Source organism: Pseudozobellia thermophila (assembly GCF_900141855.1).
Lineage (GTDB): Bacteria > Bacteroidota > Bacteroidia > Flavobacteriales > Flavobacteriaceae > Pseudozobellia > Pseudozobellia thermophila.
Map to the genome: position 1 here is coordinate 184,002 of NZ_FQYU01000006.1, position 24,580 is coordinate 208,581.

Annotated in this window: 19 protein-coding genes; 12 read left to right on the forward strand and 7 right to left on the reverse strand. The window is 47.2% G+C overall.

Annotated elements, in window-relative coordinates:
- Window positions 1-5: 5 nt before the first annotated feature.
- The gene (locus BUB37_RS15240) at window positions 6-1,100 is read right to left on the reverse strand and encodes a glycosyltransferase family 4 protein (protein WP_072994688.1); all 1,095 of its coding nucleotides are present in this window, start codon (window positions 1,098-1,100) and stop codon (window positions 6-8) included.
- Window positions 1,090-3,066, reverse strand: coding sequence for an alginate lyase family protein (locus BUB37_RS15245; protein WP_139278121.1), 1,977 nt, complete (start codon window positions 3,064-3,066; stop codon window positions 1,090-1,092). The genes BUB37_RS15240 and BUB37_RS15245 overlap by 11 nt, the downstream gene beginning before the upstream one ends.
- Window positions 3,067-3,625: 559 nt before the next feature.
- Between BUB37_RS15245 and BUB37_RS15250 the strand changes: the two genes are divergently transcribed.
- Both BUB37_RS15250 and BUB37_RS15255 read left to right on the forward strand, forming a co-directional pair.
- The gene (locus BUB37_RS15250) at window positions 3,626-4,633 is read left to right on the forward strand and encodes a heparin lyase I family protein (protein ID WP_170863175.1); all 1,008 of its coding nucleotides are present in this window, start codon (window positions 3,626-3,628) and stop codon (window positions 4,631-4,633) included.
- A 232-nt stretch (window positions 4,634-4,865) separates the two neighbouring features.
- Window positions 4,866-7,865 (forward strand): PKD domain-containing protein, encoded by a 3,000-nt coding sequence (locus BUB37_RS15255; RefSeq protein WP_072994691.1) that lies wholly within the window; start codon window positions 4,866-4,868, stop codon window positions 7,863-7,865.
- Between the two features lie 158 nt (window positions 7,866-8,023).
- Here BUB37_RS15255 and BUB37_RS15260 read toward each other — a convergent pair whose 3' ends face one another.
- The 5 genes from BUB37_RS15260 to BUB37_RS15280 form a co-directional block, all read right to left on the reverse strand.
- Entirely contained in the window at window positions 8,024-9,343 is a 1,320-nt protein-coding gene (locus BUB37_RS15260) for a glycosyltransferase family protein (RefSeq protein ID WP_072994692.1), read from the reverse strand.
- On the reverse strand, window positions 9,336-10,421 hold the full coding sequence (locus BUB37_RS15265; RefSeq protein WP_072994693.1) for a glycosyltransferase family 2 protein: 1,086 nt from the start codon (window positions 10,419-10,421) through the stop codon (window positions 9,336-9,338). The genes BUB37_RS15260 and BUB37_RS15265 overlap by 8 nt, the downstream gene beginning before the upstream one ends.
- Before the next feature lie 153 nt (window positions 10,422-10,574).
- Window positions 10,575-11,540: a polysaccharide deacetylase family protein gene (locus tag BUB37_RS15270; protein ID WP_072994694.1), complete on the reverse strand. Its 966-nt coding sequence runs from the start codon at window positions 11,538-11,540 to the stop codon at window positions 10,575-10,577.
- A 25-nt stretch (window positions 11,541-11,565) separates the two neighbouring features.
- Window positions 11,566-12,915: an NAD(P)/FAD-dependent oxidoreductase gene (locus BUB37_RS15275; RefSeq protein WP_212635303.1), complete on the reverse strand. Its 1,350-nt coding sequence runs from the start codon at window positions 12,913-12,915 to the stop codon at window positions 11,566-11,568.
- Window positions 12,873-13,880, reverse strand: coding sequence for an NAD-dependent epimerase/dehydratase family protein (locus BUB37_RS15280; protein ID WP_072994696.1), 1,008 nt, complete (start codon window positions 13,878-13,880; stop codon window positions 12,873-12,875). The genes BUB37_RS15275 and BUB37_RS15280 overlap by 43 nt, the downstream gene beginning before the upstream one ends.
- 806 nt (window positions 13,881-14,686) lie before the next feature.
- Between BUB37_RS15280 and BUB37_RS15290 the strand changes: the two genes are divergently transcribed.
- The 10 genes from BUB37_RS15290 to BUB37_RS15335 all read left to right on the forward strand — a co-directional run bounded on the left by BUB37_RS15290 (window position 14,687) and on the right by BUB37_RS15335 (window position 24,547).
- A complete protein-coding gene (locus BUB37_RS15290; protein ID WP_072994698.1) occupies window positions 14,687-16,039 on the forward strand; it encodes an undecaprenyl-phosphate glucose phosphotransferase in 1,353 nt (450 codons plus the stop codon).
- A gap of 1 nt (window position 16,040) precedes the next feature.
- Complete coding sequence (locus BUB37_RS15295) at window positions 16,041-16,517, forward strand: UpxY family transcription antiterminator (protein WP_072994699.1); 477 nt, start codon at window positions 16,041-16,043, stop codon at window positions 16,515-16,517.
- A gap of 245 nt (window positions 16,518-16,762) precedes the next feature.
- Window positions 16,763-17,521 carry a WecB/TagA/CpsF family glycosyltransferase gene (locus BUB37_RS15300; RefSeq protein ID WP_212635304.1) on the forward strand — a complete coding sequence of 253 codons (759 nt, stop codon included), beginning with the start codon at window positions 16,763-16,765 and terminating at the stop codon, window positions 17,519-17,521.
- A gap of 37 nt (window positions 17,522-17,558) precedes the next feature.
- Window positions 17,559-19,094 (forward strand): MATE family efflux transporter, encoded by a 1,536-nt coding sequence (locus BUB37_RS15305; RefSeq protein ID WP_072994700.1) that lies wholly within the window; start codon window positions 17,559-17,561, stop codon window positions 19,092-19,094.
- A gap of 287 nt (window positions 19,095-19,381) precedes the next feature.
- Window positions 19,382-20,296, forward strand: coding sequence for a hypothetical protein (locus tag BUB37_RS15310; protein WP_212635305.1), 915 nt, complete (start codon window positions 19,382-19,384; stop codon window positions 20,294-20,296).
- Window positions 20,297-20,300: 4 nt separating this feature from the next.
- Window positions 20,301-20,975, forward strand: coding sequence for a CatB-related O-acetyltransferase (locus BUB37_RS15315; RefSeq protein ID WP_094766747.1), 675 nt, complete (start codon window positions 20,301-20,303; stop codon window positions 20,973-20,975).
- A 44-nt stretch (window positions 20,976-21,019) separates the two neighbouring features.
- On the forward strand, window positions 21,020-22,261 hold the full coding sequence (locus BUB37_RS15320; RefSeq protein ID WP_139278122.1) for a hypothetical protein: 1,242 nt from the start codon (window positions 21,020-21,022) through the stop codon (window positions 22,259-22,261).
- Window positions 22,262-22,712: 451 nt separating this feature from the next.
- Window positions 22,713-22,877, forward strand: a complete 165-nt coding sequence (locus BUB37_RS21800) for an acyltransferase (protein ID WP_212635306.1) — start codon at window positions 22,713-22,715, stop codon at window positions 22,875-22,877.
- Window positions 22,878-23,702: a glycosyltransferase family 2 protein gene (locus BUB37_RS15330; protein ID WP_072994704.1), complete on the forward strand. Its 825-nt coding sequence runs from the start codon at window positions 22,878-22,880 to the stop codon at window positions 23,700-23,702. It abuts the gene before it with no gap.
- Window positions 23,693-24,547 carry a hypothetical protein gene (locus BUB37_RS15335; RefSeq protein ID WP_072994705.1) on the forward strand — a complete coding sequence of 285 codons (855 nt, stop codon included), beginning with the start codon at window positions 23,693-23,695 and terminating at the stop codon, window positions 24,545-24,547. The genes BUB37_RS15330 and BUB37_RS15335 overlap by 10 nt, the downstream gene beginning before the upstream one ends.
- Window positions 24,548-24,580 lie beyond the last annotated feature (33 nt).

Consider the following 24,580-nt stretch of genomic DNA (forward strand, 5'->3'; position numbering starts at 1 on the left):
CAGCGTCAGACCGATATGGATTCTGAATAAATTCTTTCCAATTCCGCACTTACTTTTTCCGGGGTAAATCGGTTATGGGCGTAATGAATATTGTACTGCCCCATGGTTCTTATACGCTCTTGGTCGTTTACCAGTAAGCTGACTTTTTCCGTAATCTGTTGCGGGTTTTTCATTTCGACAAAATAGCCCATTTGCCCATCTTCAAAGAAATCTTTGATTCCACCTACGTCGGTAGAGATGACGGGCAAGCCTGTGGCCATGGCCTCCAATATGGAGCAGGGAAGCCCTTCACCGTGATAAGAAGGCAATAGGTAAATGTCCGACTCATAAAAAACGTCGGCTTTGTCTTTTCCGGTTATCCAGCCCAATAATTCCACTCCTTTCATTTTGCGCGATTGAACGTATTCCGTTACCGCAGGCAGTTCCCCTCCGGTACCCGCAATTTTTAATTTTAATTGGGGAAACCTTTTTTGAAGGACCTCAAAACTCTCCAAGGCTTCATAGATACCTTTGACCCGTTCGATACGGGAAAGGAATAAGAGGGTGATCCCGTCATTTTCATGGTTCGATGTTTCGGCCTTCTCAAACTTGTTTTCCATCTGAAAAAAGATGGGGTCGGCGACGGTGGTTATGGGGTAAATGGGCTTCTTATACCCGTATTTTCCCAATTGATCGGCAAATTCCTTTCCTAGAACGATCATAGAATCGGCTTTGCCAAAAGTGGCACGAAACCAAGGTAGGATCTTTTGCGTTGTTTTTTTCTCGAATTCCCACTGCCAACCGTGCCAAAATACGGTCATTCGCGTACCGGTCAGCCGACATATTAATGCAAAGACACTATCCCTAAAGAACGACTTCATGTTCATGGAGGGGTTGAGGTGCACCAAATCGTATTTGTTTTTTTTGAGTTTTCGATAGAATTTCCAAAAATCGGAAACTAGTCTAGTTATGACCCGTAGCTTTCCCTCTTTTTTACCTTGTGCCCCGTAGAAGAAAAAGTCTATATCGCTCGTGAAGTGATTTAGCAATGAGGCGAAATAGGTTTGCTTTCCCCCTGGGGTCGAAAGATTGGGCGAATGTATAAGTATCTTATTTTTCATGGCTCACTTTTATCTTGGTGGTCAGTTGAAGGTTTCCGGTCAGTTCAATTTTGCTATAAATGACCGAAGTAGGTTGTTTTTGTAAAAAGGAAGGGGAGAACCAGCCCAGGAGAGGACTTTCCGAGCCCCTCAGGACCTCGGTCTTTAGGCGTTCGTCCAAAAGTATGCTTACCGTCCGTTCGCCGGGATGCGCTATCGTAAATCGGTCGGGAGCCTCCTGTTGCACCGTAACATCGGGGTGCAGGTGCAGCGGATATTCATAGACATGGGTTTCGTCGTTCGCTACCTTTAGGTCGTCGATGATCGTAATGCTATCGTTTTTTTTGTCGAATATATAGGTCCTCGTATGCTTGACACCCTGTTGATCGTACCCGTTGTGGCTTCCCTTTAACACGATTTCTTCTGGGCTATCCTTAATTTCCAATACCTCGGCCTGGTAGTGGTTGAGCCACAGGCAGGGACCTCCATTGACCGATTGGTCCAAACCGTCAACGCGAATGGTGTTGTGGGCCAGGGTTCCCTTAAAATAGGCCCTCCATTCGGGAAAGGAATGGTAGGTATAGGTGCCGGGGTCTACGATGTAGGGTTTTCCGTCGATGTTGAGAAAGAAAGACAGGGCGTCGGCGTGGCCATGGGCGGCAATGGAGAGGTAGCCCAAGGGGGCGATGTCGACGTGCAAGTATACCTCGCGGGCATCGCCTCCCTTTTTTATAAGAAAATGCCCCTCGTTTTTGTACAGCCGTGTTTCCGGTTCCGTTTTTTCGGGAAGGGCAAGGCTGTCGAATACACCCTGTCCCTCCTCGCCGAACAACACCTGGTTCTTCAGGTCGAATACCCGTCCCTTGGCCTTGAATTTGGGGTCGTTGAATACGATGGCCGCCGAGGTGAGCAAAGACCTGAAATTGTTGAAATGGGTTTCGTCGGTGGGGAGTGAAATCACTTTGCCGTCGTCGTCGTCACCGTAGTAAGGTACGTTGCCGCCCATGTCCATCAAATGGTAGATGTAGTCGAAAATGGATTGAAGCGTTTGCCTATATGCTTCACTGAAGCCGTGTCCCGATCGTTCCCCGATCAAAAAGGCAATGAGGAAGAAGTCGGTAATAAACTGGATGTATTCGGAGGCCTCTTCCTTGTTGATCCCATTGGCCGAATGTTGTTTTACGATTTCCTCTTCCAAAATGGCCTGGCCTTTTTTGATGTGCCGATCACTGTCTTTGAACGACCAATAGCAGCCGGCAATAAAGAGTCCGCTGGCCTCGGCTATCAAATGGTTGTTCGACGAGGAGTATTTCGATTCGTAGCGGTAGGCGTGCCGGGCATGCAGTTCGATCAGGGGAAGCCAAGTCGTTTCTACAAATTTCTTGAATTCGGAATCGCTTGCCATCAATTCGTTGGCCTCGATCATTTCCCAGCAGAAGACCCAGTTGATGATCCTGATGTTAACTTCGATGTTCGAATACCAGTTTACCCCGTTCAAATAGGGGTTGGCTTCCTTCCATTCCTCTATATGCCTAACGAAGAGGTCGAGGTATTTTTTTTCCTTGCTTTGTTGGTACTTAAGGCAGATGTGCAGGAGGTATTGCAGGCGGTTGACTTCCCAAACGACCTTTACATTGCCGTTTTTTCCGCTTCGGGTATCGATGTCAAAGGAAAATTTTCGGGGAAACTCCTTTCGAGTTGTCAAGTCCCTGTGCCAGTCAATGGACTTTCGGTAGTTTAATCCGTGCCCGAAAATGGAATAGTCGCGAAGCGTAATTTCCCGCTCCGTCTTGGGTAGAAAGAAAAGCGTGCCGGGCAAACGGTCTATGCTGCCCTTGGGCAAATGGCTCATTTTAGACCGTTGGTCCCATTTCTTTTTTAGGGCGGTCCGTACCCGGTAAACGATCTCGGGCGGCGACATGGTCCGTATTCTGCTCAAATACCAATCAAGACGGCTTTTCTTCTGTTTAATTCTGGCTTTTGGCAATTTTTTTGTTTTGTAGGTTAAAGATTGTAAGGGGCAAGAATATCTGCCTCTTCACGTTTTTCATTTCAGATGGCTAATTTAAAGGTGATTAATGGAATGGGACATGCTTTTTTAATATATACTATTAAATTTATGTTATTAGGGGTAAATGGTATCCAATTATGAAAATTTGGAAGGGGATGGAAACTTTTCGAACCGGAAATATAAAATTGGTGAAGGGAAATAAGGCATTTAATCCAAATGTTGCAACAAAAATCATGTGATTTTTTTGTTCAGGGAGTTTTACATTTGATGAAGAAGGTCCTATGACCAAGGATGATCGATTTAGGTTTGAAGGCTTTGGTGTAGGCTAACATTGTCAATTATTGGCTTAAGATTCTAAAGAGGTAATTCCGTTCGTCGATAAAACCATAAGCCTTGCGGCTTTTTTTTGGGGTTTTTTATGCCTTTCGTCGAAAATAGTAAACATCTCGACGTTTTTACCGTTAAGATTGGGAATCCTGTTGTCTCCAAATCTTACATTATGGAAAACGTATGCGTTAGGTGTTATAAAATTCAAATGGTAGTAGTATTGGCTCTTTTCTTTGCGCTTTCATTTTCATGTTCCGATGAGGACGTGCAGCAAGATGCGATTGTAACGTCCGATGATCCTGTAAGCGTATCGTCAATAAATATACCTGCCACGGAAACCGATTCCGTGGATCAAGAGCGGGACGATACCTCCCGGCTTCCGGATATTCCCAACCTTCCGTGTTCCACGGGTAGTAAGGCGGCCGATGAAAGTGGGGCCAAGGTATGGTGTTGGGACGATGTTTCCGTGCCCGACGAGGGTTTTTTCGACGACCATAAATTGTTTATAAGCAATCATTGCAGCCCTGGTATGGTCAAGGCGACCGATGGGCGACTTTACTTTAAGGTGAACCCGACCACCCCGGAGGCTCCTTCGTCCTGTGGGGATTATAACTATAGGGCCGAGATACGGGAGCATCCTTCGGATGTCGACTATCCCATAGGTACCGAACAGTGGTGGGGCTTCGATTATAAATTCGGTGATGATTATGTGGCCGATGAATTACCTTGGATACTTTGGCAGACCCACGGCAGCTTTAGCAACCCTTCTAGTCCCATGACCAACTTACAACTTGGGCCGACAAACTTTGAGGGCAATGTCAACCCGGTAGGTGAGTTGTTTGTCGTCAACAATACCCCGGTGACCGGTAGAAAGTTTACCCCGGTAGGAATTGTACCCAAGGCCGGCCAGACCCTAAAGATCGTTATCCACTTGGTCTGGGGCGACGAAAGCAACGGCCTCTACGAGGTATGGGTCGATGGAAAGCAGGTCTACAAAAAACAGGAACGCACGGTCTATTCCGAAAAGCCTTACGGTGGCTATTGGAAAATAGGGATTTATAAGTGGCGCTGGAAATTGGATGAAAATGTAAGGGCCTCTTCGGAAAGAAACATATCGGAACTGAATACTTCGATCGGTACCCTGCGTACCATTATGCGCCGACCGGGCGATGCCGATTACGGTACCGACGCCTATTCGCTGGTGGTTTCCGATTAAGCCTTCCACAGGGATCCCCGAGAATAAGACACCCCTAGGCCGAATCGGGGGTCAGGTTAATGCTCCCTTTTTATAAGTGAAAAACTGGAACTCATCTTGTTATAGGTATACCAAACGTTAAAGTTAAGTGCATTTCGTCGATTATTTGGGTTGTTTGTCGACCATTTGAGCAACTAATGCCGTATATAGCGGCATAATTTTAAGTCGTTGAACTCCCCAGAAAGCACTACTTATGAAAATACGCCAAACTAATACCTTGGCCAATCGCCTATACTTTATTATCATTACTTTTTTGATGATTTTGTCCTGTAGCAAGGATGTCGACACCCTGCGGGAAGCCGTATTGGACAAGGATGCCCCGGAACTCGTTGAGTCGGGGGAAGACGCCGAAGATCCTTCGGACATTACGGAGGAGGAAGGTGAAGCCTTAAACGAGGACGAGGGTACCGGCGATAAGATCGAATATGAAACCCGTGTAGCCGTATTTAGCGCAATCCAAGATGCCTATCTGCAAAACGGAAAAGGCTACGACCAGTCGCTTGTTCGCTTGGAGGAAGGTCGTAGAACGAGTTACCTTATGTTTGATTTAAGCCCCTTGGACTCCATCGGTGGAATCATCGTCGAGGCCAATTTGGAGTTTGTCGTGACTACGGATGACGGGGACGGCGAAATTATCGTGTTCAAAGGGGAGTCGAACGATTGGACGGAAGACAGCCTTTCCGAAGCCTCGGCACCCGATATGGGAGTCGCCTTGGGCAGTGTGGATCAACCATACCGCGTAAATACCGAAGTGCGGATTCCCTTGGATACCTTGGGCATAGAACCGGGGTATACCAGCCTTGTATTGGATCATAAGGACGGGGACGACTTGGCCTTCGCCTCAAAGGAAAGCGATAAGGGAGGGAGCAAGTTGGTCGTGTCTTACGAGGTGCCCGTTGGAACGGAAATACTGGATTTGGAAAGTCTCGGCCTTACCGAAGGAAATGGCGAAGATCCCAATGGGGAAGAAGAGACAGTGGACGAGACACTTGTCGAGGAAGAGCCCGCCCAAGAGGAAACCAGGGAAGAAGAACCTATAGGGGAAGAAACGGTGGACGAGACACCTGTTGAGGAAGAACCTGCCCAAGAGGAAACCAAGGAAGAAGAACCCGTTGATGGGGAGCCTGTCGAGGAAGAAACCGTGGAGGAAGATCCTATTGTGGAGGAGCCTGTCGAGGAAGACCCTGTCGAGGAAGGGCCCGTTGAGGAAGAGAATCCCGTAGAAGAGGAAGACCCTGTCGAAGAAGAGCCTGTCGAGGAGGAGCCCATTGAAGAGGAGCCTACACCTCCGGTAAGTCCGGCCAACGAGGCGCCGATAGCCGTTGCCAGTGCCACGCCCAACAAGGGGTCCCTGCCCTTGAAAGTTAACTTTAACGGGGGCAATTCGTCGGATGACAAAGCCGTGGTTTCGTACCAGTGGGACTTTAAGGACGGCCAAACCGCTACATCCCAAAATCCGGAGCACACCTTTACCGAGGCCGGAACCTATGAGGTCGTATTGCAGGTAAGGGACGAAGAGGGACTTTCCGCTTCGGATCAGGTTGTTGTTGAGGTTTCGGCTCCCGAAAATGAGGCGCCCACGGCAAAGATAGGTACCAATAAAAAGTCGGGCGAGGTACCCTTGGAGGTTCGTTTTACGGGTAGCGGTTCGAGTGATGATCACGGTATCAAGAGCTATGCATGGAACTTTAAGGATGGAAAGACCTCAAGCTCGGCCGACCCCGTGCACACCTTTACCGAGGCCGGAACCTATTCGGTCGAACTTACCGTAACCGATGAAGAAGGACTTACCGATAAGGCGAGCGTATCGATAACCGCCGAGGAACCCGAGAACGAAGCCCCGGTATCAAAACCCTCTGCCAATACCCAAACGGGCGAGGCCCCGGCCGAAATCCGTTTTACGGGCAGCAATTCAACGGATGATAACGCGGTTACCGGCTACAAGTGGGATTTTGACGACGGATCGACTTCTACGGAGGCCGATCCCAAGCACACCTTCGATACACCTGGAACCTATTCGGTGGAGTTGGAAGTGGTCGATGAAGAGGGCCTAAAAGATACGGAGCGCCTTACCATTACCGTCAATGCACCGGCGAACGAGGCCCCTGATGCCAAGGCTTCGGCCAGTGTGCTTTCGGGCGAGGCCCCCCTAAAGGTCGATTTTACCGGAGGGAACTCCAGCGACGATAAGGGTATCGTAAGCTATTTTTGGGATTTTGGTGACGGAACCTCCTCAAGCACCGATCCTTCCCATACCTTCAACAATCCGGGAACCTATACGGTAAAGCTTACGGTAAGCGATGAAGAGGGGCTTCAAGATACGGCCTCCCTTACCATTGAGGTCAACGAGAGTGTGTCACAGGGAAACTTGCCTTGCGGCACCGGTAGCGGTCCTGCGGATCAAAGTGGCGCCAAGGTCTGGTGCTGGAACAATACAAGTGTTCCGAGCGGTGGTTTCTTTAGCGACCACGAACTCTTTATCAGCAGCCATTGCAACGACGGAATGGTTACCAAATCGGGCAGCCGTCTTCGCTTTAAGGTAAATCCGACTACCCCCGATGCTCCCTCATCGTGTGGCGACTATAACTATAGGGCCGAAATACGGGAGCACCCGGCCGATGTCGATTACCCCATCGGTACCGAACAATGGTGGGGCTTTGATTATAAGTTCGAAAGCGGCTATAAGGCGGATGAGCTACCTTGGATTCTATGGCAGACCCATGGTAGTTTCAGTAGTCCTAGTGAGCCTATGACCAATCTTCAATTGGGGCCAACTAACTTTAATCGAAATAGTAACGCTGTAGGGGAACTTTTTGTCGTAAATAATGCGGCGCGGGGCGATTATCGTGCGTATGTGCCAACAGGTATTGTACCTAGATCTGGACAGACCCTGAAAATAGTGATCCACATGGTGTGGGGAGATGGAAGCTCTGGAAAGTTCAGGGTGTGGATAAACGGGGTAAAGGTGTATGATAGAAATGAAAGAACGGTATATTCCCAACGACCATATGGCGGATACTGGAAGCTGGGAATCTATAAATGGCGTTGGAAGGACAAAGAGAATGTGGAAGCTTCCGCTGCACGGGGCATAACCGAATTGAATACCTCCATAGGTACCTTGCGGACCATTATGCGACAGCCCGGGGATACCGACTACGGAAAGGATGCCTACAATTTGGTGGAGCCCGATTAGCAGTTTTAAGGGGCTAGGGGGCAAAAATAGTCACCTTATCCAAGAACTTTTATGGGCCTGGCTTTTTAAGCAAGGTCGAAGACATAACATTGACGATACCGAAATAGTGTCGACTATGTAGTTGCCCTGATTTTATTAAATTAGGCCTCAATTCTGTTTCAAGGGCTACCGATTTCTTTGGGCTTATTGATTTTGATGCTGAGTATCCGAAAATATACAAAGGCATAGAAGCAGAGCCATATCGGTACAACGGGGATCAGGTAGCGCCCCCTGCCGTCCAACAGGGTATGGCCGCCTAGGTAGATAAGACTGATCGCCATAAGCACGACCAGTTCTTTCGGGATCGTCCTAAACCGGGTCACGGCAGGGTAAATGCCCAAAAGGGCCAAGACCACGATAAATATGTTCGGAATCAAATAGCCTAGGGTATCCAGGTTTTGCAAGCGATAGGAGAATGGGAAATGAAAGAAAATACGCGACACGTTGGCTATCGTGTTTTTGAGGTATTTTTTTGGGTGCTTTTTCATGTTTTCGATAGCCTTCGCTTTTAGAATACTATCTTTTTCGATCCAGGTAAGCGAGTCTATACTGCTAAAAAGGGCTTCGTGGTTTTTCTTTAGTACATCCATGTTCGCCACGACCTCACCACGTCCTGTAGGCGTATCACCGTTCAAGACATGCCGTCCTGAAAACCAATTGCCCCATTCGTTTTCAAAGGGCGTGGCCCGCGAATAGAGGGTAATGCCCCCATGGGTGCCCAAGTAGAAAAACTTGCCCGTTAGTTGATAGTTATGTATAACATAGGGACTCAACACGGCCATCGCCCCTAACAAAATAAAGGTAAGCCCTTTGAGTCGATAGGCCTTATAGGTCCTTTTCCAAAAGAGGGTAGTTAGGCAGAGCGACAAGGCGGCGAGTATGACGTAGGCGAATATAATCTTGGTCAAGGCCAAGTAGCCCAGTAGGAAGAGGGCGATCACAAAGTGTCTTTTGTACTTGCCTTCCTTATGGTACCAGGCGATAAAATGATAACAGAACCCAATCAGCAATAACATCATCAACGATTCGGCATACATCAGGTTGGCCCACCGCAGTAGGGGCGGATAAAGACCGAACAAATAGGTCAACACCAAGGCCGGTCTGTCGGGAACGTACCTCCGCAAAATCAATAAGAGGTATACGGCGGCCAAGGACAAGAACAGGATGTTGACCAGGCGCATGTAAAAAAACGGGATGTCGAGCGCAATCGGAACGGATAGCAAAATCGGATAACCCGGACCGTCTAGAATATTGGGGTTGGTGGCATCGGCATAAAAGCCTTGGGTAATGTTTTTGGCGTGGGTATAAAAATGATTTTCATCTGCTATGGTACGGGTTGAATAAGTCGAGGGTCTTGATAGTATAGCAAGGCTTAAAAGTAGAAATAAAGGCAGTAGTACCTTGAATAAACGTTTTGGTCGAATCTGGGTTTTATACATGGTTAGGGCGTTGGTTCTGTATGGTTTTTTTTAAGATTTGGGAGTTCAAATGAAACAACTCGTCAAAATACCGTTTCTTCTGCAGGGAGATAAAGCCCAGTCCCAAGAGTTGGATCGAAATGATCATGGTTATTCCACCGACAATAAAGGAGTAGGGGCGCTGTCTGAACACGTCGGCCACCGCCAGTGAAAAACGGTCTTCGAAGCCCTGGGCCAGTTCCGCGGTCATGGGGTAGGCGTAGTAGGTATTGATAAATATCCATACAATGATATAGATGGAAAGCAAGAAGACAAAGGTACCCAGTATCCAGAAGAACATGTAGGGCCTAAAGATGAAACTGTTGGCAAGTCCGTTGAAAATACCCATTACGATCCTAAGGCTCGAGGTCCGGGCCTTGCCCAGTTCGCGCTGTGCCGACCAATCGAGGTGGGCCGGGATCTCGGTTACCCTTGCCCTTAAGATATAGGCCTTGAGCAAAATTTCGGAATTGATATCGAAGGTACTCGATTTGGTATTGAGCGAACGGATAAATTCGCCTTTATAGGCGCGTACCATACCGGTAAAGGTACAGATGTCAAGTCTCGAGGCGGCCCGCATCATGCGGTTAACCGTTTTACTGAGCAAAAGCCGCAAACGCGGTACGGCCGTGTTTTTGCCTCCCTTCATATAGGGGGATGCGATGACCATGTCGGATTGGGTCTCGGTGATTTCGGCCAAAAGCTGGCCCACGTGTTCGGGGGCGTAACTCAAGTCGATGTCCAGTACGATCACATAGTCGCCGTGGCTGTTCCTAAAGCCAGTTCGCAGCGCATTGCCCAGGTTTCGATTGACGATATGGTGGTGTGCCGTCAGGTTGGGGTAGGTTTGGGCGAGGCCGTCGGCCAATTCGCCCGTACGGTCCGTACTCCCGTCGTTTATGATCAGCACTTCCCAATCATAACGCTCGTTTAGCGTATCGAGATAACCGTAGAGGGTCGCAATATTTGTTTCGATGATCGCTTCCTCGTTAAATGCGGGCAATATGAGGGTGACAAGTGGCTTTTTGGGGTCGGCCTTGCTTATATCTGCTGCTACCATGTTTGATTCGGTTTTAAAAGGGGGAAGTTCTTACCGTTTTTTTATGCGGTATAATAGGATCCTATTAAGACAAAATTAGGAAAAATATACCGGCATTGTATTGGAATATCGCTGAAGAGATACTTCTTGGGGACGAACAAAGTAACCTCGCTTTTATTTGGGTACGTTAACCGTTTTGAGCATTTTTTCTTCCTTGATCTTCGCCACATGGCCGTTCATATCGGTCAGGGTAAAATGCTTGGCCAATTTTTTCATCACTTTCTTAAAGATGAACACCTTGCGTTCGCTCGACACGTTCATGCCGGGGAAGAAGGCCAGACTCGAAATCTGGTCGCCGCCGATCAGGTCGAGCGGATGCAGCAAAAAGCTGGGCTCGGTCTTGGTGACCTTGCATAAAAAAATGGCGATGTTCAGGTAGAGCATCATCAAGGGGGTCGAGATGTTGCTGATATAGATCAGGTAGCTCAGGTGAAAGGGAATCCTGAACACGGGCATGGTGGTCACCGGCAGCTCGATTAGTTTTTGGTCGTTTTTTGTTTTCCAGTAATAGGGCTTGAGCCTTCGAAAACCGTCGGAGAATTTTCCGAAGATTTCCTTTCGGTCTTCCTTTTCCTCCTTCGAAAGGTTCGAGGTACTGAAATAGTACAGCCGGGCCAAGGGGCCGATAACGGTGGGCAGGGTAGAGGCGTCGTAGGCATAGCCCTTTTCGGCCAATACCTCCAATAAGGTGCCGCTCCAGCTAAAGCCCGGTCCCCTAAATCCGGTGGGGGCCTTGCCCGTTACCTTGTGTATGATGTCGTGTGCCGTGTCGATCTCGGCCTTCATTTCCTCCTTGGTGTACAGGTGGAGCCATGTCTCGTGTTTGAACGAATGGTTGGCTATATCGTGGCCCGCGTCGGCAATTTGCTTCAGGTATTTGTGGTTCTTTTCGAAGGCCGCATCCTGTCCGACGATAAAGAACGTGATCTTCAAATTCAGTTCGTCCAAAACCTCCAATACGTGGGGCACAAAGATATCGAGGTAAGAGGGGTAGTCTTCCCATCCCTCTTCCCCGTGTATTTTCATATAAGACCACTGGTTGTCCATATCCAGTGAAAGACTCAAATAGGGTTTGCTCATCTTAGGGTTTTAAAAAATTTCAACTTCATTCTTGTTCAAGCTCTTTTTTAAAGCCTTCCATAAATCGTTTTACGTGGCCCGCCACCGAATTGTTGTTCAGGGTGTCGTTGACGAACTGCGAGGTGTTGAGCACGTAAAAATCCTTGTTTTTTGTTTTTATCTCCGGTATGTTTTCCGAATAGTTCAGTACCTGTAGGGGCTGTACCCTATAGGCCTTGTGAACATGGGCCGAAACGATCGTCTTGGGGTCGAAGTCGGGATAGAGCCGCGCTACGCCTTCGAGGAAAATGGACTTGAGTTCCTCGTCCGATTTTTTCCAGAAAGGATCGTTTCCGCTGATATACTTGGGAAAATACGTCAGGTGTTTGCCGGCCGTTTGGTCGGGGTCTACCAGCGAGCTCATGCCGATTACCCCTGTAAAGGGAATTTCCTTATCGGCGATGTTCAGTACGTAGTAGGGCGACAGTGAGGTTTCGGTTACGAGTACCAGGCAGATGACCCCAAGATATTCGACCGGAACGTCGGTTTTGGAAGCCTCGAACAGGGCGGGGTCCGCAATCTTTTCGATCACGTTCAAGGGGGTGGTTGCGATTACCTTGTCGAAATATTCCTCTACACCGTTGTTGGTGATGATCACGCCGCCATTTGGGCCGGGTTGGATCGCTTCCACCGTACAGTTCAGTGCAACTTCCGAACCCTTTTCGCCCAGTGATTTTTGCAGGGCGTCGAAAACGGTCTTGTAGCCGCCTTGCACATAGCCCATATGCTCTTTCTGGGCGGCCGAACTGCGGGCCTTGAAGAGTCGTTTGATATAGGTCCATATAAAGACGGCCGACACTTTTTCGTGGTTTTCGCCCAGCTTGGCCAGGAGCAGGGGCGACCAGAATTTTTCATAGGTGCGCCTTCCGCCCATCTTGATCAGCCAGTCCTTTACCGTGATCTTTTCCAGTTTTTTCCAATCCTTGATCTTGGATCCGTAGAAAATGGTAAAGGCCAGCATGGCCTTGTCCCATAGGTTCAGGGCGGGAAAAAGCAAGAATTCCTTGGAGCTGCTGATGGAGTAGAACTTTTTTTGAACGTAGTAGCCCGTATACGAACGCCTCCAGCACAATTGGTCGCCAATGCCCAGGTCTTCGATCAGTTCGATCAAAAAGGTATCGGTGGGCAAGATCACATGGTAGAACCTGTCCCATGTGAAGATGCCATAATCTTCGTGGGTAGACAGGCCGCCCATTTGTCGGTCGCTTTCAAAAACTTTTACGGTGGCATTGTTCTTTGCGATCTCATGGGCCAATGTCAGTCCCATGAAACCGCCTCCCACGATGCCTATCTTCATGATGCCTCTACCTTTGTTGAAGTAACTCGTTTTTGCCATTCGAAGGTGCGTTTAAGACCCTCCCTCATCGAGGTTTTGGCCTTGACGCCCAGTATGCGTTCCGCTTTGGAGGTATCGGGTACCCTGCGCATGACGTCTTGGTATTTGCGGCCCGCTGAAATTTCGTTGTAGGGAATCAGCTTAATGGTCGAATTGCAGGGTTCGCCCGCGATTTCCTTGAGCATTTGGGCCAGTTCGAGGATGGTGATCTCCTCATTGGCCCCGATGTTGAATATTTCGCCGTTAGCCTCCGGTTTTACCGTGGCGGCATAGATGCCTTCGACGGTATCGTCTACATAGGTAAAGGTACGGGTTTGGAGTCCGTCGCCGTGAATGGGAATTTCCTTGTTGTTCAAAATGCAATCGATGAAGACCGACTGTGGTCCGCCCCACCAAGATAGGTGTTGGTTGGGGCCGTACGAACCGAAAAACCGCAGCAGGACGACGGGTATGCCGTAGTCTTCCATATAGGCCAGGGAAAGGTGTTCGTCGTAGAGTTTCGATACGGCGTAGCCCCAGCGGGGTACCTTCGAATCGCCGATCACGCAGTTGCCGTCTTCGACAAAGGGCAGGTCGGGGTTCATTCCGTATACGTCGGAGGTAGAGGCGAGTACGAACTTGCAATCGAGGCGGCGGGCCAGCTCCAGCATGTTCTCACTGCCTTTGGTATTGATTTTTAAAGTGTCCACGGCATTGCCGTACCTCGGGATCTTAAAGGCGGCCAAGTGGACGATCACGTCGATGTCGCTGTCGATTCCCTGAAAGGTCGTCTGGTCTAGGATGTCTTTCTCGATAAACCGGAACCGATCGTGGGTCAGGTATTCGTGAATGTTCTCCATTCGGCCCATCGAAAGGTTGTCGATACCGATAACTTGATGGCCTTCCCTAAGAAGTTTGCCCAAGAGGTTCGAGCCCAGAAAGCCGGCTACCCCTGTTACTAAGATTTTTTTTGAGTCGTTTGTCATGTGGTTTGGTCTGTTTCGGTTAAATCATCCTTTACTGGTCGGGCTGGTAAATTCTGACAAACCGCTTATTGCGGATTTTGATTTATAATGGTTAAACGTGTTTACAAGAACGAAAGTAAGGGTAGGGGGTCAATTTTTACAAAATACTAGATGAAATACAAAAAACGATGCACGTGTAGCAAAATCACGGTCTGATCGATAAATTGACAGGGGGGTGACGGCCATGAATATACAAAAAATAAGAATGTCGAACCAAATGGCCCAAGGGCGTATATCGGTCTTGCTTTCAAACGTTGTCGTAGAAACAAGGTTTTGTTTTAAGAAGAAGGGACGATACTTCCTTGAAAATCACAAAGTGAGCCCTTGTTGTACAGGTTAAAGGTTTGTTAAAGGTTTGTTAATTTTTATGGGTGCCCCGTATGCCCAAATTGCACTTTTCCAAATTTTTGACAGCGGTTGATCGTCGATTATTCAACATAGTTGGAGTTGCACTTTGGATTATATATTTTAGGTGACACCAGCATTGGTCGACCTGGTCAAGGCCGCTTTTTAACTTCTGAAATAGTCTTATTTTTAGCCAATCAAAAGTATCGGTGGCCTTGGGTAAAAAAATCAAAACGATGGTCTTTTTAGGTGTAAATACCGTATTGATTCTAGGCTTGTTGTGCTTTTTGTTGTTGGATGGATCATGCTTGGGATGGGCCGGTGATAAAGTGGGGTGCCCGCTTTTTGCCAACGCGGGCAACTTTTGTTCTACAAAGGGCAGTCTTTGTGGTTAAGGAAGGTGTCTTATAAAAAACTGTTGAATGAGCATAAAAGGTTCTTCTTTAATAATACCGATATCGATCGTTGTTCACTTGATCATCATCAACGGAACATTGTATCTTTTGACCCCCGATACCTATACGCAGAACCTCAATGCCCTGTACTACAATTTTTCGTGGCTGTTGATCACCAACGCCCTCGATTTCTATCCCACCAAGCGAAAGGAGACCTTTTTTACCAACATACACAAGATGCTGAACCTGTACACCTTGTTCGGGCTGTGCTATTTCGCCATTTTCGGCTTCAGCAATACCGCCAAGGGGTCGACCCTGTTCCATGTAGAGGTCTTGTTGGTAATCTTTCTTTTGCTTACCCTCTACCGCATTTTCTTTTACTGGGCAATCAGAAGGTACCGGTTTCACGGGGGGAACTTTGTCAATGTATTGGCCATTGGCCGGGACAAAAACCTGAAAAAAATTAGAAAGGTCTTTGACGACCCCTACCTCGGCTACCGCTACAAGGGCTTCTTTGACGACAGTCCCTCCAAAAGCCCCACTTATTTGGGAAAGGTAAAGGACGCCTTTGATTATGTGGCCAAGAACAGCATTGACGAGATTTACTGTATGGCCTCCAAGTTTTCGCAAAAGGAGCTGCAGCGCCTTATCGATTTTGCCGATAACAACATGATCAAGCTCAAGGTAATCCCTGATAACAAGGAGGTCTTTACCCGGGCGATGACCTTGGAAATGTTCGATGAGATTCCCGTGTTGAATTTCCGTAGGCAACCCTTGGATACCGACTATGCCAAAATCGTAAAGCGCATGTTCGATTTGTTCTTTTCATCCTTGGTCATTGTCTTCGTACTGTCGTGGCTGGTGCCCCTTATGTACGTGTTGATCAAGGCGGAGTCGCCCGGACCTTTGTTTTTTAGGCAAAAGCGGCACGGCTATAAAAAGAGGGTTTTTTGGTGCTACAAGTTCAGGTCGATGGCGCCCAATGCCGAATCCGATTCCAAAATGGCCACCAAAAACGATATGCGGGTCACCAAGATCGGCAAGTTTATCAGAAAGACCAGTATCGACGAGCTGCCCCAGTTCATCAATGTGTTTTTGGGCGATATGAGCGTGGTAGGGCCACGCCCGCATATGGAATTGCATACGGAGGACTACCAGGGTTCGGTAGATAAGTATCTGGTACGCCATTTTGTAAAGCCCGGTATCACAGGCCTGGCCCAAATTCGGGGCTACCGGGGTGAAGTGGAAAGAAAGAGCGACATTCTTAACCGCATCCGTTTGGACGTGCTCTACATTGAAAAATGGACGCTCTCCCTCGACCTGCACATTATCTTTAGTACCATGCGCAACGTATTTGCGGGAGAAGCCAAGGCCTATTGATATGGAAAAATGGTATGTCTTACAGGTAAGGGCCGGCTATGAAAAAAAGGTCGTGGAAAGCTTGCGAAAACAAGGAATGCAGGTATACTGCCCCTTGGTAAGGGAGGTGCGTATATGGAGCGACCGCAAAAAGACCGTTGAGGTTCCCCTGATCAAATCGTACGTGTTCCTTAAGTGTACCGAAAAGGAGCGCAACCGTGCCTTTGCGGTTCCGGGAGTGCTGCGCTACCTCTTTTGGTTGGGCAGGCCGGCCGTAGTAAGGGAAGGGGAGATGAAGGTGCTCAAGGAATGGGTAGAAGAGGACAAGGTAGACGATGTGGCCTATGCGAAGTGGAAGCCCGGTACCAAGACCGTCATCGAAAAGGGCCCCTTAAAGGGGCGGGATGCCGTAGTACGGTATATAGGGGGCAATAAGGTGTCTTTGGTCTTGGAAGATCTGGGCCTGGTGGTTACGGCTAAACTAAAGGAATTCGTATGAGAAAGGTCGGCGTCGTTCATCCATGGGTTTGCCCTTTCGAATAGATATGATATACGGAGGTTTTCCTTATGGGAAGGTTTCCGGTTTTTTTTGCCCTGTAGGGCTGGTCGCCCCCTGGGGCGGACCCAAATTAAAGTCGTTTTGTTTGTGTGTCCTCTGTGACAGGCAACGGCGGAGCCGTACCTAAACGCAAGGCAACGGCGGGGCGACCTTAAAAGGCAAAGCTTGGTTTTACGAATAGCATTTTGAAATTGATCAGAGAAGAAGATACCGTACAGGTTATGGGATACCCCGTGTTCAAGGGAGATTTGGCAAGGGTGGACTGGTCGGTCGCAAAGATGACCGTCAATACCATCAACCAATATTCCTATTGTATAGCGGAAGAAGACCCCGGGTTTAAAACGGCCCTAAAGGAATCGGGTATTCTGTTGCCCGATGGGGTGGGCATTACCCTGGCCTCGCGATGGCTCAATGGCGAGAAAATAAACAAGATAGCCGGGGCCGATATTCACCAATACCTCTTGCAATACCTGCAGGAGACGGGGGGGCGATGTTTTTATATGGGCTCTTCCGAACAGGTGTTGGCAAAGATTGTGGAACGTATCAAAAAGGAGTATCCCAAGGTTAGGGTAGCTACCTATTCGCCCCCGTATAAAACGACGTTTAGCGCAGAAGAGAATACCGCCATTATCAATGCCATCAATGCCTTCTCGCCCGACGTGGTGTTTGTGGGCATGACGGCGCCCAAACAAGAGAAATGGGTGGCCCAAAACCAAGACCTGATCCAAAAGGGGGTCATTTGCTCCATTGGGGCCGTATTCGATTTTTATGCGGGTACGGTACAGCGGCCGGGCAAGGTGTGGCAAAATTTGGGCCTGGAGTGGCTGGGCAGGTTTGTAAAGGAGCCCAGGCGCATGTTCAGGCGCTACTTTTATTACGGGCTGGTCTTTGCCAAGTATTTGGTCGCTTATAAGACCGACAAAAAAGGTGTACAGGTCGATTGAACCCGTTTCAACGGCCTTGCCAAAGCAATTTATATAGATGTCAACAGCACAAAGGGTTATAAAAAATACCGGCTTTTTGTATGCCAAGATGGGGATCACCATGTTTATCTCCCTCTATGTTACCCGTTTGGTGCTCAATGCCCTGGGGGCCTCCGACTTCGGTATTTTCAACGTGGTGGGCGGGGCCATAGCCATGTTGGGCTTTTTGCATGCGGCCATGTCGAGCGCCACCCAGCGCTTTATGTCCTTCTACGAGGGACAGGGCGATAAGGAAAAACAGAAATACATTTTTAATGTAAGCACGGTACTGCATTTGGGCATCGCCCTCTTGTTGGTCGTGGTCTTGTTGATCGCGGGCTACTTTTTCTTTAACGGCATACTCAACATTCCGCCAGATCGGGTGTTTGCGGCCAAGGTCATTTATGGGGCCTTGATCCTGAGTACGGCCTTTACGGTGCTGAGCGTACCCTATGAGGCGGTCTTGAATGCCCACGAAAACATGCTGTATTACAGCATCGTAGGGGTGGTGGAATCGTTGTTAAAGCTGGCAGTGGCCCTGGTTATCGTCTCCTATGCCGGAGACAAATTGGTGTTGTACGGCATTCTGATGGCGGTAATCCCTTTTATTATCAGGACCATTATGCAAATATACTGCCATAAAAAGTACGAAGAATGCGTAATTGCCCCCAAACGCTATTTTGAAAAGGGCCTGATGAAGGAAATGACCTCCTTTGCGGGTTGGAGTTTTTTGAGCTTAACTAGCGGCATGGTGACCCAGTATGGTATGGGGCTTGTGTTGAACAATTTCTTTGGCGCTGTGCTCAATGCCGCCCAGGGTGTTGCCAACCAAATATCCGGACAGTTAATGGTGTTTTCGAATAATATGTTAAAGGCTGTAAGTCCCGTAGTGGTTAAAACAGGGGGGGCTGGCGATAGGGTTAAAATGCTCGATACATCGCTTTCAAGCTCAAAATTTTCAATTTATATGGCCGCCTTTTTTATGATTCCCTTTATGATTGAAGCGCCATATGTCCTAAAAATTTGGCTAAAGAATATTCCCGAATGGGCGATTGTATTTGTAAGGCTACAGTTATTGAGGGTGCTTTTAGAGCAGTTTACCCACCCTTTGATAATCAGTATTCAGGCACAAGGTGATATTAGGAGCTTTTCTATATACACAAGTTTGGCGAATATTGTGCCACTCTTTCTGACATGGTGCTTTTTTGAGATGGGCTACCCTCCCTACTTTCTTTATGTTTCATGGATTTTTATGTGGGCAATTGTAAAGGGAGGTCTAATTTTGCATTTTGCCAAGAGTAAGTGTGGGCTTTCATTTTCAATGTTCAACAAAAAGGTGGCGTTGCCTGGCTTTTTTACTTGTGTATTGATGGTATTCACCGGTTTATTACCGGTTTTTTATTTAGAAACTGGGTTTCTAAGGTTGGTTCTGGTAGGATGTATTTGTTGGGGAACCTTCATTCTTTTACAGCATTTTATATTTTTGGATAAATCTGAAAAAAAAGTAATTAAAGCCTTGTTCCTTGCAATTAAGCAGAGGTTCGTTCGTAGTTGATCGCGGCGGCGATTTAAGCCTCGATGTTTTATTTATGGCTTTGCAAAGGCGAAAATATTTAGAACGTGTTTTTTGAAAAAAGTGGGGAGCGAGTTGCTTGTATTGTAATACTACTTTTAGGAGGAAAGTATAGGCTTCATTTTTTATTTCCGATTATCTAGGCAAATGTAAACGGGAGGATTCATCCTGTGGCACTCTTAATATTTTAAACCTAAATGAATAAGACGACGATTTTGGCAATTAAGGCATGTAAAAAGATATACCAAAGCATTTTTAATGGTCCAAGTATGTCCAAACCCGACTGCGAACAAGATGCGGATCGGGCCTCTGATTTGATCTATAAGGCCTTAACCAAGGATGGGCCCTGTATGATCGCCCGTTTTGGAGCTTTTGAATTAACTACGGTCGTTAACTATCTTGGGGTGAAAAAACAGGATCGAAATATTCTTAAGTTTATAAAGGGGAGAAGCATCCAATGGTGGTGGAACAAAAAAACCTTGTTTCATATGCAAAACAACGCAGGCTTTTTCCCCCCGACGGAAGAAAAGATCGCCCAGTTCTGTGAACTGATGTTGGCCGATATGAAGGGCGTGGACATCTTGGGCAGTTGGGTGGCCAACGAGCAGTATGTGGTGGGGCAAATGAAGGCCCGATTGGTCCATCTCCGCCTCTTGGAGCCTTTCTATGCCACCAAGCCATGGACCCGGGCCTTGCAAGGAAAAAAGGTATTGGTCGTCCATCCCTTTACGGAGACCATCGCCCGCCAATATGAACGACGTAAACAACTGTTCGCCAACCCCGATGTTTTGCCCGAGTTTGCCTCCTTGGGCCTGATCAAGGCGGTACAGACCTTGGGCAAGGGCGACGATGCCTTTGCCGATTGGTTCGCGGCCCTGGAATGGATGAAGGACGAGATCGACAAGCACGACTACGACATCTGTTTGATCGGCTGCGGGGCCTATGGCTTTCCCTTGGCCGCCCATGTTAAGCGCCAGGGCAAAAAGGCCGTACATATAGGGGGCGCCCTGCAACTGCTCTTTGGGATCAAGGGCAAACGTTGGGAAGATCCGCGGTACGGGGTACGGCAATGGGGCATTCCCGAAGGTTTTTATACGGATTTAATGAACGAATACTGGGTACGGCCGGGGGAAAAGGAAAGGCCCAAGACCGCCGACCAGGTCGAAGGGGCTTGTTATTGGTAAGCACATGAAGTATTTAAAAAGAATAGTATACATCCCCTTGGGTATCTGGGAAGGCGTAAAGGCCTTTTTAAATCGCCACGCCCGGGATGTGGAAAACCGAAGGCGTTTCCCCAAGGCCATTATCGATAAGGGGGCTACCTTTACCTCCGATGTGACCATAGGGGAAGGCTCTCATGTTTTAAGCGGTTGTACCGTGAATCACAGCTGTATTGGCTTTTATACCTATATCGGCCGTAATTCTCTATTACAGAATGTGACCGTAGGCAATTATTGTTCTATAGCCCATGAGGTAAATATGGGTCTAGGTCGTCATCCCATTGATTTGATGACGACCTCGCCTTTGTTCTATAGAAAACAAAATACATTTCGAAGGACCCTGGTCGATAAAGATTTGGATTTTGAGGAATATGCCCCGATCAATCTTGGACATGACGTTTGGGTAGGGGCCCGGGCCCTGATTATGGACGGGGTAACTGTAGGCACGGGTGCCATAGTGGCGGCCGGGGCGGTAGTGACCAAAGATGTGCCCCCCTATGCCATTGTCGGTGGGGTGCCTGCCAAAATCATTAAGTACCGCTTCCCGGAAGTGGAAAGGGAGCGGCTTTTAAAATCGGAATGGTGGAACTTAGCGCCCGAAGCGGCATTAAAAATGATGAAAAAAGATATTTATTTTAAATAGATATACTATGCGCCATGATAATCGGGCGTAGTTAAAAGAATTTTATGAAAATTAGCGATGCCGTTCCATATTTAATGTTGATAGCCTCTGCGCCTGCCATATTGCAAGGGCTACAGCTAGAGACTACCGAATTAAACATTATTTGGTGGAGCATCTTTACCTTTTTTTTATGGATGGTGATGCGGTATAAAAAGTACTTCTTTACGGAGACTTCCTTGCCGCTTTTGATCAAGGTCTTTTTGGGGATGGTGGTGTTTCAGGCCGTTCACGGCCTGTTTCTGGCCCAGGGCTATTGGGATTATAAGGTATTGGTACGTAATATTTTTATTTTTTCCTTGCCTCTAACCATTCTTATTTTTACTTCCCCCCTTTTGTTGCGCAAGACCTTACACGTTTGGTTCCTCTACGCCACACCGGCCTTTTTTATACTCCTCCCGTTAATGAATGCCCACGCCGTAGGCATGTATTGGGTGCCGGTCATGTTTATGCTCCTGTTTATAAGCGCCTTGCCCAAAGGGCAACAGGCCTTTTTATTGTTGCTTTTGAGTTTTGTCTATGTCTTTAGTTCCTTAGAGGCCCGTTCCGCCATGATCAAATATACCGTGGCCCTATTGCTGGGCCTAAGCGTTTATACCGGCATGTACCGCTTTAGGGAGTTGTTACAGGTAATACATAAGGGTCTAATGATTCTTCCTTTTGTGCTTTTGATTTTGGCTCTTACGGGTGTTTTTAACATCTTTAAATTGGACGAATATGCCAAGGTCCTTTCTGATGTAGAAGTGGTCGAAGCTGATGATGAGGCAAAGAAAGGGGTGTTGACAGCGGATACTAGGACTGAACTTTATGTAGAGAATATTGCCAGTGCCTTAAAGCATAATTACTTTTGGCATGGGCATTCCCTGGCCCGAGGCCATGAATCTGAATTATTTAAGCATGTGGATTTGTACGGTAGGGGGGAAAGGCCCTCTTCTGAGGTATCTATCCTCAATATCTTTACCTACTTCGGAATCTTTGGGGTACTGGTCTACTTTGGTATTTTTTATATGGCCTCTTATAAGGCCATGCTCTACTCCAACAACAAATACATGCGGGTATTGGGTGTCTTTGTCGCCTTTCGCTGGGTCTATGCCTGGGTGGAGGACTTTAGTAGTTTTGATTTGAATTATTTATTGATTTGGATTATGATCGGGATGTGTTATTCCACTAGGTTTAGGGGCATGAGCAATAGTGAGTTTAGGCTCTGGGTACGAAAGGTTCTATGGCAACGCAAATTAGTTTTACAATAAGGATACGGGAATGATTGTCATCATATACAAGGCATTGCGCAAAATAATTTTCTGGGTACAAAATCGGGTAAATAAGCTGGTAACCCTATTAATACTAAAAGGCAATAATGTGGGTTATGCTAAATTTTCAACCAATGGAATTCCCTATGTCATGGTAGCCCGGGGTGGAAAAATGAGTGTTGGAAATCATTTTTCAATGAATAACGGTATTAACGGGTCGCCGAATGGGTGCAGGGGAAAATGTGCCTTTTTTGTGGATAAAGATGCCGTACTAACAATCGGTGAAAACGTAGGGGCAACCCAGGCTACCATACGCTGTCATTCTAAAATTACCATAGGAAATTATGTTAACATTGGAAGGGGGGCAAAAATTTTTGATACGGATTTTCATGCTCTGGATCCTAAGTTAAGGTCAAGCAAGGACGATCTTTTACATCGTAAAGAAGCCCCAGTGGTCATTAAGGACCGTGCCTTTATTGGGGCCTATTCCATTATCTTAAAAGGGGTCACCATTGGGGAAAACGCCATTGTAGGTGCGGGTTCCGTCGTTACCAAATCCGTCCCCGACAACCAAATCTGGGCCGGGAATCCGGCAAAATTTATAAGAAGTATATAAATGAAAAGCATTGCTGTATTGTTAACGGTCTTTAACCGCAAGGAAAAAACGCTAAAGGCCCTACAAAAGCTATTTGCCAATGAAATACCCCCCAAGTATGGGGTAGAGGTATTTATGGTAGACGACGGCTGTACCGACGGGACGCCCGAAGCCGTGGCCGACCGGTTTCCCCAAGTGCATATTGTTGAGGGTAACGGGCAGCTATTTTGGAACCGGGGCATGCACCTGGCCTGGGAAACCGCGGCCCAAACCAAGGACTACGACTTTTACCTCTGGCTCAACGACGATACCTTTCTTTATACCGATGCCCTGGCCCATGTGTTGGAGTGCTCCGAAGAAATGGGGCACAAGGCCTTAGTAAGTGGTTTTTTATGTTCCGAGCGGGATGCGAACAAAACTACATACGGGAGTTGGGTGAATGATAAAATGATCGATCCCATTGGAACGATTCAAAAGGTAGACATTATTAATGGGAATGTGGTTTTGGTGCCCAAGGTGATTTATAAGGAGGTAGGGCAATTGGATCCTGTCTTTCCCCATGCCATTGGGGATTTTGATTATGGTTTACGGGTGCAAAAAAAAGGCTATACCTGCTATACGACCAAAAAATATGTAGGTACTTGTGAAAACAACCCCAAACTGCCCAAATGGTGCTATGCCAGCACTCCCTTTAAAGAACGTTTGAAAGCCTTGTACTCGCCTTTGGGCTATGCCCATCCCAAGTATTTCTTTATTTATGAAAAAAGAAATTTTGGTTGGCCAAGGGCTGTAAAACATTTTGTAACCATTCATTTACGCGTATTGTTTCCCCAATTATGGACATAACCCCACCCTTTGTTTTTCAGGTAGATTCGGATATTGTACAGGACGTATACAAACATCGTGACAATTTTAAAATTGTGGTTGATGAAACTAGTAAAGATTGCTCTACCTGTGCGATTTATTTTAGTAGCAACGATATCTACTACCCCAATGAGGAAGCTGTGTTTAAAAAGCGTATTGTGGAAAAGGATGCCTTTGAATGGTACGGTACCCGTATTGCTACTGCCTACAAGCATATTTTTATACGGGATGTCTTTAAGCAATGGTATTTGGAAGGCATTAACAGCGACTTAAATTCCATTGAAAAAGTAGCGGCCTTTTTAAGGAAGGAAACAGCAGGTTCTAAAATAATTACTTTGGGCAGTTCCGCCGGAGGTTTTGCCGCAGTACTTTTTGGCTCCTTGCTCTACGCTGACCGAGTATTGGCTTTTAATGCCCAATTTGAAGTTAAAACATTGTTGTCGACGAGTTCGCCAAGTATTGATCCAATCCTGTTTAGGAAAAAAGATACGGAACTGTTTAAGTACTTCGATATAAAGTCAATGATTAATGGTCAAGTGCCTATCTATTATTTTTATTCCAATGCTAGCGAATGGGATGTAAAGCAGTATAGACATATAAAGGATGTGGGCACTGTTTGCTTGATTCCGTTTAAAACGGGACATCACGGTATCCCCTTTATAAAAAATGCCTTACCCGTTGTAATTAATCTTGATGATGATAAATTGAGGGAACTGTCTGGGCGTACCCATCATCCAATAGTGTTTAGTATAAAGATGATCGGCCTTTTTGAAGTGATAAAAGGGGTTTACGGGCAAGTTAGATCCAGGTATTTACGAAGAAAGTGATTTTACAATGGTGTGGAACCGTAACAAATTGTA